The sequence below is a fragment of the Olsenella sp. kh2p3 genome, assembly GCA_900119625.1.
In the GTDB taxonomy this organism is placed as follows: domain Bacteria; phylum Actinomycetota; class Coriobacteriia; order Coriobacteriales; family Atopobiaceae; genus Tractidigestivibacter.
Genome location: FPKD01000006.1, coordinates 128,012 through 139,898 on the forward strand (window position 1 = coordinate 128,012; position 11,887 = coordinate 139,898).

General features: G+C 63.8%; 7 protein-coding genes. All 7 read left to right on the top strand.

Annotation, left to right across the window (positions count from 1 at the left end):
• Positions 1-23 precede the first annotated feature (23 nt).
• A complete protein-coding gene (gene smc, locus BT122_RS08005; RefSeq protein WP_072355425.1) occupies positions 24-3,566 on the top strand; it encodes a chromosome segregation protein SMC in 3,543 nt (1,180 codons plus the stop codon).
• A complete protein-coding gene (gene ftsY / locus BT122_RS08010; protein ID WP_072355426.1) occupies positions 3,566-4,468 on the top strand; it encodes a signal recognition particle-docking protein FtsY in 903 nt (300 codons plus the stop codon). The genes smc and ftsY overlap by 1 nt, the downstream gene beginning before the upstream one ends.
• A gap of 2 nt (positions 4,469-4,470) precedes the next feature.
• Positions 4,471-5,868 (top strand): signal recognition particle protein, encoded by a 1,398-nt coding sequence (gene ffh / locus BT122_RS08015; protein WP_072355427.1) that lies wholly within the window; start codon positions 4,471-4,473, stop codon positions 5,866-5,868.
• Between the two features lie 707 nt (positions 5,869-6,575).
• Complete coding sequence (gene hpdB, locus BT122_RS08020; protein WP_072355428.1) at positions 6,576-9,284, top strand: 4-hydroxyphenylacetate decarboxylase large subunit; 2,709 nt, start codon at positions 6,576-6,578, stop codon at positions 9,282-9,284.
• A gap of 55 nt (positions 9,285-9,339) precedes the next feature.
• A complete protein-coding gene (hpdC, locus tag BT122_RS08025) occupies positions 9,340-9,624 on the top strand; it encodes a 4-hydroxyphenylacetate decarboxylase small subunit (protein WP_083432395.1) in 285 nt (94 codons plus the stop codon).
• Between the two features lie 75 nt (positions 9,625-9,699).
• Entirely contained in the window at positions 9,700-10,647 is a 948-nt protein-coding gene (gene hpdA, locus BT122_RS08030) for a 4-hydroxyphenylacetate decarboxylase activase (RefSeq protein WP_083432396.1), read from the top strand.
• A gap of 71 nt (positions 10,648-10,718) precedes the next feature.
• A partial coding sequence (locus tag BT122_RS08035) for an MFS transporter (protein ID WP_072355430.1) occupies positions 10,719-11,887 on the top strand: 1,169 nt, incomplete at its 3' end.

Genomic DNA, 11,887 nt, shown 5'->3' on the forward strand with positions numbered 1-11,887 from the left:
CCCGAGAAGCGAGAGGACCACCCTTGTATCTGAAGTCGCTCACCCTCAAGGGCTTCAAGTCCTTCGCCGACAGGACATCCATGTCCTTCGACCCCGGCCTCAACGTGGTTGTGGGTCCCAACGGCTCGGGCAAGTCGAACGTCTCTGACGCCATTCTCTGGGTCCTGGGCGAGCAGAGCGCCAAGATGCTCCGTGGCCAGGCCATGGAGGACGTGATCTTCTCGGGTAGCTCCGCAAGGCCCGCCGTGGGTGTGGCAGAGGTTACGCTGGTACTCGACAACTCAGACCACACGCTGCCCATCGACTTCTCCGAGGTGGGCATCACGCGCCGGATGTATCGCTCGGGCGAGTCCGAGTACCTCATCAACGGCGCGCCCGCGCGCCTTATGGACGTGCAGGACATCCTCCACGACTCCGGCCTGGGCAAGGACACCCACTCGATCATCAGCCAAGGCAAGCTTGACTCCATCCTCCAGAGCCGCCCTGAGGAGCGCCGCGAGCTCATTGAGGAGGCGGCAGACATCTCCAAGCACCGCAGGCGCAAGGAGCGCAGCCTTCGCAAACTCTCGTCTATGGACGACAACCTTGCGCGCGCTAAGGTGGTCGAGCGTGAGATTAACCGCCAGCTCAAGCCCCTCGAGCGTCAGGTCGATAAGGCAAAGCGCGCCCACGACATCACCGAGCGCCTGACCGAGCTGCGCACGCAGCTCGCGGTTGACGACCTGCGCCGCCTGCAGGCATCCTACGGCACGCTCTCGGCCCGCGGCCGCGAGGCCGACGCTGCCGTCGAGCTTGCCCAGTACCGCCTGGACGAGAAGTCCGCAGAGCTCGAGAAGTACCAGTCGCTCCTCGAGCAGAAGGGCCTCTTTGTGGGCGACCTCGGCGAGCAGCGTCGCCGCATGCAGGACATCCTCGGCCGCATGGACTCGGACATGCGCCTTCTGGAGGAGAAGGGCAAGAACATGGTCTCGCGCCTCTCCGAGATGCGCATGCAGCTCTCGACCATGCGCAAGCAGCGCGCGGATGTGACCGAGGAGCACGAGCGCGTGGCCGGGGACCTCTCTGATGCCCGCGTGCGCCAGCGCGAGCTCGAGGAGGGCATGGAGGCGCTCTCGAAGGCGTCGCGGGACGCCGTGGCGCATCGGCGCGAGCTGGAGGACACCCTCAACAAGCGCCAGGCAGACGAGCGCCAGGCGCGCGCCGAGGCAGATAGGGAGACCCTCGCCTTTGCCAAGCTCGAGGACCAGATCTCGAACGCCGAGGTCAAGGACGGCATGTACAAGAGCCGCCTCGAGCAGGTAGCAGAGACCCTCGCCACAACCGAGGAGGCGCTGGCCGAGAGGGGAGAGCGCAAGGCTCGCGTGGAGGCGCAGCTCGCCGACGCCCGTGCCAAGGCGGAGGAGCTCGCCGGCACCATTGCCGAGGCCCAGGCCGCGCTCAAGCGCGCGCGCGACGAGGAGCGCTCTTCCCGTACGAAACTCTCGTCCTCCGAGGCCACCCTCTCGGCGCTGCGCTCCGTCGACGCCAACGTGGAGAAGGCAAGCCCGCTCGTGGAGGCCGTCTCCAAGGGAAAGGCGGCGGACCTTGTCGAGTGCCGCCTGGCAGACCTCATCGACGCCGACGAGGCAACGGAGTCCCTGGTAGAGCGTCTGCTCGGCGACGACCTTGCCGCCTTCGTGGTGGCAAGCGCCGCGGACGCGGGCGCGCTCGCGGCCTCCGCGCTCTCGCAGGGGCGCGCCGAGGGCAGAGCGACCGTGGTCTTCCGCGAGGCCGCACCCGCTGCGGTGGCGGCGGAGGGTGCCCACGGCGAGGCGCTCATCTCGCACCTGCGCGTCTCTGACGCCGCGCGCCCGCTTCTCACGGCGCTTCTCGGCGACATCAGGCTCGTGGGAAGCGCCGAGGAGGCCATCCGCGCGCATCAGGCCATGCCGGCGCTCACCTACGTCACGCAGGACGGCGTCACCGTCACGCCCGATGGTCGCTGCGTGGTTGGAACTACGCCCTCGACCGAGGCGGGCGCCCTCGAGCGCAAGCGCCGCATTCGAGCCCTCGAGGAGGGCATGGGGGAGCTGCGCGCATCGCTTGGGGCCGCGACGGAGGCCGTGAGTGCGGCAGAGGCTGCGCTTGCCGCGTCGCGCGATGGTGCCGCGGCCGCAAAAGGCGACGTCGCGCGACTCTCGGGTGAGCTCTCCTCAGTTACGTCCGAGATGGGGCGCCTGGACGCGCAGCGCCAGCGCGCGGCAGACGAGCAACGCCAGGTCACGCGCCAGCGAGACGCTGCATCCGAGCGTGCGGCAGACGCCCGCTCGCACATCGAGGAGCACAAGGCAGCCGCCGCAGCTGCACGCGCCAAGGCGGAGGAGCTGGCCGGTGGCCTGGGCGACCTGCGCACGCAGCACGACGAGGCCGTGCGGGCGCAGGGCAAGGCCTCCCACGAGCTCTCGGACGCGCGACTGGAGCTTGCGATGGCCAAGGAGCGCGCCAAGAACCTCGCGTCTCGCGAGCGCGAGCTTGCCAACCGCAAGCACGACCTTGACGCGCGCATCGTGGCTACCGAGGAGGGCTCGCGTGCCCTCGAGGTCGTGCGTCTGCGCGTGGACCCGCTCCACGACCGCTACGACGCCATTCGCGCCCGTGCCCTCGACTGGGCGGCGCGCCTCAAGGACCGCGCCTCGCTCGCCGAGGCAGACTCCGACTCCCTGAAGCGCACCATCGGCGATGCCAAGTCCGCCGTGAACGACGCCACCGCCGAGCTCACTCGCGCCCGCGATGCCGCCTCTGCGGTCAAGGTCGACCTCGGGCGCCTTGAGGTCCAGGTGCAAAACGCCATCGAGGCCATCCAGGCAACGGGGGCCGTTCTCGACGAGGCGCTCTCGCTTCCCGCGCCCGAGGACCGCGAGGCTGCCGAGCGCGAGGCCGACCAGCTCGAGTCCCAACTCGCCTCCATCGGCCCCGTGAACGAGGTCGCGATGGACGAGTACATGCGCTTGAAGAAGCGCGCAGACTACATTGGCGAGCAGGTCGCAGACCTCGAGGCCGCCCGCGTTGCCCTGAAGAAGATCAATGCCGCCATCGACCGCAAGATGCGCAACAGGTTCCTTGTGGTCTTCGACAAGGTGAACGAGAACTTCTCGGAGATCTTCTCGATGCTCTTCCCGGGCGGCCATGCCCACATCGAGATGACCGATCCGGACAACCTCTCCGAGACGGGCATTGAGATCGTGGCGCAGCCGCGCGGCAAGCGCATCACCAAGATGTCGCTCATGTCGGGCGGCGAGAAGTCCCTCACGGCGCTGGCGCTGCTCTTCGCGGTCTACAAGACGCGCACCGTGCCCTTCTACGTGTTCGACGAGGTGGAGGCCGCGCTCGACGACTCCAACCTCTCCAAGCTCCTTGACGCCATCGAGCAGCTCAAGGACACGACACAGCTCATCGTCATCTCGCACCAGCGAAGGACGATGGAGCAGGCCGACGTCCTCTACGGCGTCTCCATGCAGGCCGACGGCGTGAGCCACGTCGTCTCTCAGCGCCTCGACAAGGCAACTGGAAAGGTGGTCGATGCCTGATGGGCTTCTTTGACAGGCTGAAGAGCGGTCTCTCGCGCTCGCGCGAGGCCATCAACGAGATCTTCTACATGGGCGGCGAGGTCGACGAGGACTTCTGGGAGGAGCTCGAGGACACGCTCGTGATGGGCGACATGGGCGGCGAGCTTGCTATGCGCGTGACCGATGACCTGCGCGAGCAGGCCGCGCGCGAGAACCTCACCCGCGCAGACCAGCTGCGCGACGCCCTCGCCAAGCGCCTTGCTCAGGAGTTCCGCACGGCAGACCGCGACCCCTTCGAAGACGTGCCCTCGTGCGTCCTCTTTGTGGGCATCAACGGCGCCGGCAAGACCACCACGGTGGGCAAGCTTGCCGGTCGCGCCCGTGGCGAGGGCAAGAGCTGCCTTATCGGCGGTGCCGACACCTTCCGCGCCGCAGCCATCGAGCAGCTCGAGGTGTGGGGCACGCGCGCCGGCGTGGACGTCATCACCCGCGAGCGCGGGGCGGACCCGGCGAGCGTCTGTTACGACGTGGTCGAGGAGGCCGAGAAGCGCGGCACGCAGCTGGTGCTCATTGACACGGCAGGTCGCCTGCACACCTCGTCCGACCTCATGCGCGAGCTTGCCAAGGTGGTCAACGTCACCCGCAAGCGCTGCACCTCTATGCCGGTCACCGTTGTCCTTGTGATTGACGCCACCACCGGCCAGAACGGCCTTGCGCAGGCCAAGGAGTTCAACGACGCCCTTGACCTCGACGGGCTTATCGTCACCAAGCTTGACGGCACCGCCAAGGGCGGCATCGCGCTTGCGATCTCCGACCAGCTGGGGCTTCCCATCTACCGCATTGGCGTGGGAGAGTCCATCGACGACCTTGAGACCTTCGACGCGCTCGACTTCTGCCGCGCGCTTGTTGGGGAAGGAAAGTAGCCATGTTCAACAGCCTCTCCGAACGCCTCCAGGACACCTTTGACAAGCTCCGCGGCAAGGGCAAGCTCACCGAGGCCGACATCAACGTTGCCATGCGCGAGATCCGCATGGCTCTGCTCGAGGCCGACGTCAACTTCCGCGTGGTCAAGGACTTTGTCGCCTCCTGCAAGGAGAAGTGCCTTACAGCCGAGGTCCTGGACTCGCTCACGCCCGCGCAGAACGTGGTGCGCATCGTGCTCGACCAGCTCACCGAGCTTCTCGGCACCACCGAGTCCAAGCTCGTGCTGGCGCAGAACCGCACGCCCAACGTGATCATGCTCGTGGGCCTGCAGGGCTCGGGCAAGACTACGGCTGCGGCCAAGCTTGCCTACCTCCTCAAGGGCCAGGGTCACTCTCCGCTGCTTGCCGCCTGCGACACGCACCGTCCCGCAGCTGCCGACCAGCTTGCCACCCTCGGTGCCGAGATTGGCGTACCGGTCTATCGCGGCGACGGCAAGGACGCGGTCAAGGTTGCCTCCGAGTCCATCCACGAGGCTGTCGATCACTTGAACGACATCGTGATTGTGGATACCGCTGGCCGTCTTCAGATCGACGAGGAGATGATGCAGGAGGCGGTTGCCATCAAGCAGGCCGTCAGGCCCGACCAGATCCTCATGGTGGTCGACGCCATGACCGGCCAGGACATCGTGAACGTGGTCCAGACCTTCGCCGAGCGCGTGGACTTTGACGGCGTCATCATGTCCAAGCTCGATGGCGACGCCCGCGGCGGCGGCGCGCTCTCCGTGCGTGCGGTGACGGGCAAGCCCATCAAGTTTGTCTCGATGGGCGAGAAGCCCGACTCGCTCGAGGTCTTCCACCCCGATCGCATGGCCAAGCGTATCCTGGGCATGGGTGACGTCTACGGCATCATCGAGCAGGCCCAGAAGGTGGCCGACCAGGAGCAAATCGACGCCGCTGAGCGCATGCTGCGCGAAGGCTTCACGATGGATGATCTGCTCAACCAAATGCAGCAGATCAAGAAGATGGGCGGCCTGGCCAAGATCATCTCGGCGCTGCCTGGCGGCGAGCGCGCGATGGCGCAGCAGGGCGGCGTGGACGAGAGCTCGATTGGGCGCATCGAGGCCATGATTCACTCCATGACCAAGGAGGAGCGCGCGCGGCCAAAGATCATCAACGGCCAGCGCAGGAAGCGCATCGCGGCGGGCTCTGGACGCAGCGTCCAGGAGGTCAACCAGCTCCTCAAGCAGTGGGGCGAGATGAACAAGATGATGAGCAAGATGCGTGCTGCCACCCAGGGCGGCAGCAAGAAGCAGCGCCGCCAGATGCAGTCGATGATGCGCAGCATGGGCATGGGCGGCGGCATGCCCGGTGGCCCGGGGGGCCGCGGTTGGGGTATGTAGCAGCGGCTTTCGCGCGGCCGTCGGGACCTTCTCGTCTCCGGCGGCCGCTTCTGTTTTGATGCTGCCGTCCCCCGCGGCGCTGCAGCCCCAATGCCGCCTCGCCCCTCTGCGGAGAATAGCTCCTTTTCTTAAAACGACTACTTGCCAACTGCGGAAACGTCGGTTGCGTTTAAGAAAAGGAGCTAATCTCCGCAGGGAGGGGGAGAGAGCGGCGCCTGAGCAGAGGTTTCGTACGCACCTGCTGCCAAAAGGGCCCCTCAGGCGCCAAAATGACGCCGGAAGCCCTCTTTCGTTTGCACCTGCTGCCAAAATAGCCCCTCCGGCGCCGAAACGGCGCCCGAGCGTGCGTTACCGAAGCAATCACGTTCAAAACAAGCCCTCAGGCGTCAAATTGGCGCCCGAGAGCCCTTCTCGTGCGTCCCTAACGCCGTTCGAGACAAAATGGCAACCGCTCGCGCAAGACGCCTGCCCCCCGTGCATTCTGCACAGCTAAAAACCATGGTTAACTTTTAAATAAACCGCAGTTAAACACTGTAATTTTAACCAGCTTCCTCCATCATTTTTCGCACGCGCAAAAGCTGTGCAATTTGCGCTTAATGAAGCAAATTGACTCCCGGTACAGTGCACCCAACAAGGCGGGGAACCCACGGGCCACAACGGACTCGCTGCAACCCCGCGCCATCGGGTTCAATCTCAAGGAGGTCACGGTGGACGAGAAGCAAGCGCGCATCAATCAGATCCTAGAGACCAGAGGCAAGTTCCGGTCGCTTGATGTGCAGGCCGGGGAGGGCTATGAGGACGAGAAGTTCCCCGAGCCGTCTCCCAGATTTACCAAGCTCATGGACATCTACTACGTGATGAAGAACACTATCGACATGGAGTACCCCTACTGGTACAACCGCGTCTGGTGGCAGAACGATGGAGACCTTCCCGAGATTCGTCGCGCCAAGGCCGAGTCGGCGGCACTTACGCACATGACGCCCACGATCTGGCCTGACGAGCTTCTCGTCATGAACAAGACCAAGAACTGGCGTGGCGCGTTCTGCTTCCCCTGGGTTGACGCCTCGTTCTTCAACGCGCAGGCCGAGGCCCTCATGAACGAGGCGGATGCCCCGGCGCTCTCCGAGTCGGACAAGATGTCGGTCGTGGCTGCCGGCGGCGGCAACGTCACGAAGTCCTACGGCAACGTGGTCTCCATCGCGCAGAAGTTTGGCCTGCGCAAGGAGGAGGTCCCCGTTCTGGTCAAGGTTGCCAAGTACTGGGACAACTGCTCCGTCGAGGTCAAGACCCAGCAGTACTCCGAGCTTCTGCCCGAGTACAAGAAGTACAAGGCCTATCGTGACTCCGTGCTCGTAATGTTCGACTCCTGGGCAATCCCCCAGGGCCGCGAGGTCATGAACTACTACCTGCCGCTCGAGTACGGCTTCGACCGCCTCTCCGAGCTTTGCGACGAGAAGATCGACGAGGGCCTTGGCAAGGTCGAGCATGGCGACGGACTTCTCGGCATGAGCCGTGGCTACTACTACATTGCCATGAAGGAGATCATCCACGGCCTGTCCCAGTGGGCTGAGAACTACTCCAAGAAGGCCGCGCAGCTCGCCTCCATCGAGAAGGACCCCCGCCAGAAGAGCGATTACGAGGACATCCAGATTGTGATGCACAACATCGCTCACAAGCAGCCGCAGTCCTTCCGCGAGGCCCTGCAGCTCACGCTGCTTCTTCACTTTGCAACGGTCAACGAGGACCCGCAGTCCGGCCAGTCCATTGGTCGCCTGGGCCAGATTCTCGACCCGTTCTACGAGAAGGACCTGCGCGAGGGCAAGATTACCGAAGAAGAGGCCATCGAGCTTCTCGAGCTATACCGCATCAAGATCACGTCCATCGAGTGCTTCGCGTCCTCCGGCGTCACCGGCGGCGTCCTCTCCGGCAACACCTTCAACAACCTCGGTGTCGGTGGCCTCAACTACGAGGGCATGTCGGCAGTCACCCCGCTCGAGTACCTCATCGTCGAGGCGGCCGGCCGCGCCAAGACCACGCAGCCCACGATTTCTGTCCTCTATGACGAGAAGCTCCCCGAGGACTTCCTGCTCAAGTGTGCCCGCGTGACCAAGATGGGCTTTGGTTTCCCGGCCTATATGAACAACCAGACCGGCATGAACTTCATGATTCGCCACTATGGCGAGGAGGGCATGGGCATCGAGGACGCTCGCGCTTGGATGCTCGGCGGCTGTCTCGAGTCCTCGCCTGGCTGCTTCCAGCCCCTGCACTACGACGGCAAGGTCACGTGGATCCCTGGCGGCGCCGGCCCCACCGCTGGCACGGGCGTCCACTTCACGGGCCTGCCCAAGCTCCTGGAGCTGGTGCTCACGAATGGCGTCGACAAGCGTACCGGCATCAAGGTCTTCGAGCCCCACGGCCACAAGCTCGACACCTTCGAGGACCTGTGGGCTGCCTGGACCGAGTACCTCCACGAGTGCATCGAGGTCTCGCTCAAGGTCAACAACATCCAGATGGACGTGTGGGGCAAGATGAACCCGCCCGTCGTCACCTCCCTGCTCAAGCCCGACTGCTTCACCAAGGGTCAGATTGAGACCCGCATGGGCGCCCGCTACATGGGCACGCACAACTTCGAGTCCTGCGGCACCGTCACCTTCATCAACGCCATGACGTCGCTGCGCAAGAACGTCTATGACGAGAAGAAGTACACGCTGGACGAGATGGTCGATGCCATGCTCCACAACTTTGGCTTCAAGACCGCCTTCGAGACCGGCGTCTTCTCGCCCGATCACCGCGAGGCCACTGAGCTTGCACCCAAGTACGAGAAGATCTTCTACGACTGCGTGAACGCGCCCAAGTTCGGTAACGCCGACCCCTACGCCGACCAGCAGATGGTTGACTACCAGAACCACATGACGCCGTACCTCTACAGCCTGCAGTCCTGCTACGGCACCGACTACTACATGTGCCAGATCTCCGTCTCCACGCACGGCCCGCAGGGCGCCATCACCCTCGCAGACGCCGGTGGACGCCTGGCTGGTACGACCTACTCCGACGGCTCCGTCTCCGCTGCGGCGGCAACCGACAAGAACGGCATCTACGCCGTCTTCGAGTCGGCCACCTGCTACGACCACTCCCGCAACCAGAACGCCCAGATGAACGTTAAGATTCACCCGAGCGCCGTCAAGGGCGCCGCTGGCACCCGCAAGCTCCTGGACGTCATCCGCGCCTACATGCGTCGTGGCGGCTTCCACGTGCAGTTCAACATCACGAGCTCCCAGACGCTCAAGGCTGCTCAGGCAAAGCCCGAGGAGTACCGCGACCTTATGGTTCGCGTGGCCGGCTTCACCCAGTACTGGTGCGAGATTGGCAAGCCCATCCAGGACGAGGTCATCTACCGCACCGAGTACGACCACTAGCACCTGCAAGCGCCCCATATGGCAACCACAACACAGAATGGCCGGTGAAACAGAAATGAAGCATTGCGATTGCGCGAACTTCCTTTCGCTTGACTGCGAGAAGGGCATGTGCGCCCTTGACAAGGCGATTGTCCCGCTGGACGGGGAGGGCTCCTTCGCCTGCCCACGCTTCAAGGAAGGCTACCTCTGCAAGTTCTGCAGCAACTTCCATGACCCCGATGACCACGGCATTGGCACCTGCACTGGCTTCGAGAAGCCCGAGTGGGCCTACGCAGGCTGCGGCGCCTTCACCTGCGAGCACTTCGTGCGCGCAAGCGAGCTCGAAGCGGTAAGCGAGTAGCTCAAAGGCCAGGGGCCACCGGCGCGCGTCTGCCGGTGGCCCCCTCAGATGCGATACACATACGAGGAGGGTTCCATGGGCATGACGCCGACTGCCATGATTTTTGATATCCAGAGCTTTTCCGTGCACGATGGCCCCGGATGTCGTACGAACGTCTTCTTCGACGGCTGCCCGCTCAGGTGCCGCTGGTGCGCAAACCCAGAGTCGCAGCTTCATCGCCGCCAGCTCCTGTTCTCGGAGCGCACCTGCAAGTGGGATCAGGGGTGCCGTGCCTGTCGCTCGGCATGCTCCAGGGGCGCCCTCGACGTGAACGATGAGCACATGCCTCGCATCAATCGGAGGATTTGCGCAAGCTGTGAGACTATTGAGTGCGTAAAGAGCTGTGCCGCGGAGGCGCTGCGCGAGCCGGTTCGCGAGATGTCTGTTGACGATGTCATGAGGGTTCTCACCCGTGACATGCGCGACTGGGGGTCTGGTGGCGGTGTCACCTTTACCGGGGGAGAGCCCCTCATGCAGTCAGACTTTCTCATCGAGGTTCTCAAGCGCTGCCACGAGAAGATGATCCACACGGCTATAGAGACGTCGGGCTTCACATCGACGGAGCGTTTTCTCGACGTGTTCTCTCTGCTCGACTTTGCGTTTGTTGACGTGAAGAACATGGACGAAGAGGCACATAGGTGGGGGACGGGTGTCTCGAACGAGCAGGTTCTTACCAACATCGCAGCTCTCGCGCACAGCGATCGCTGGCATGGCAGGCTCGTCCTTCGCCAACCCACGATTGCCGGCTACAACGACTCTGACGAGAACGCAGAGAAGCTCATCGATTTCATGAACGAGAATGACCTCTTTGAGATCAACCTCCTCAAGTTCCACCGCCTAGGCCAGACCAAATGGGAGCAGCTCGGCCTCACCTATGAGTATGCCGACAAGGGTGACATGTCCGACGAGCGTATGAGCGAGCTCCAGGACATGTACCTCGATGCAGGAATTGCCTGCTACATTGGGGATAACACCCCATTTTAACAGGCACTTATCTCATTGCTTTGCGCTGCTCCACTCACTCAACCCCACAATTGAGATTGGTGGCACATAGTATGGCAACAGAACAGCTAACAGCAGAATGTCCGGAACAGAAGCCGGGGCACGAGGCCCCGACGACCGAGCAGATCACCAAGGAGACGGCGAAGAAGTACGGCACCTGCACCGTGATTGCCGCCTGGCTCGCGGTCTTCTGCCTCTTTGGCTATCGCTCCTCGTTCTCGATCATGCAGTCATCGCTCATGGAGGGCATGAGCTGGACCTCGACGCAGGCCTCGCTCGGCTACTGCTTCATGATGACCTTCTATGCCATCACCGCGTACTTCTCGGGCGGCCTCATCGACAAGAAGGGCACCCGCCCTGCCTACACGATAGGCGCCATCTGCTGCTTCCTCGGCTTTTTCCTCACGTCCTTCATCCCCGAGGGCGCGAGCTGGTCGTTCCCGGTTTACCTCGTGACCTATGGCGTCTTCGCCGGCGTGGGCACGGGCATGCTGTGGGTCTCCTCAACGATCTCCTGCCGCAAGTGGTACGTGGGCACCGAGTACGGCACCAAGTGGGGACTCGCCTTCATGGGCGCCCCCATGGCGCAGCTCCTTCTCACCATCGTGGTCTCCCCCATCCTCAAGGGCGCTGGCTGGTCCGCCGGCATGAAGGTCCTCTCGGTTATCATGGCCGTCATGCTCCTCGTCGCTGCTGCCGTGGCCAAGCCCATGCCTGACAAGGTCGGCGCCCAGCCCTTTGGCCTGGACTCGCTGCCCAAGAAGAAGGCGGACGCTGCCAAGCCGGCACACGTCTGGACCGTTGGCGAGGCGTTTAAGACTCGCGCCCTCTGGTGCGACATCTTCGCCTTCATGTTTGCCGTGATGGGAGAGTTCCTCATCTGGTCGCAGATCGTGCGCTACTTCACCGTAGACCTCGGCTGGACGCAGCCGTCGCTACTGGGGATGCCCCTCGCCAACGTGATTTACATGGTCATTGGCCTCGCGGGTATCTTCACCATGCCGCTCACCGGCAAGGCATCCGACGCGCTGGTCAAGCGCATGGGTGTCGAGCGCCCGGCACGCCGAATGATGCTCGTGATCTCTCCGCTCTTTGGCATTGCTGGCGTGTTGCTTGCCCTCTCCGGCAACCTGCCCGTCGTCATCGTGGGCATGGTCCTGCTCGCCGTGTACTGGGGCATCGAGCCTGGAGGCGCCGCGGGCTACGCGGGCACCGTCTTCGG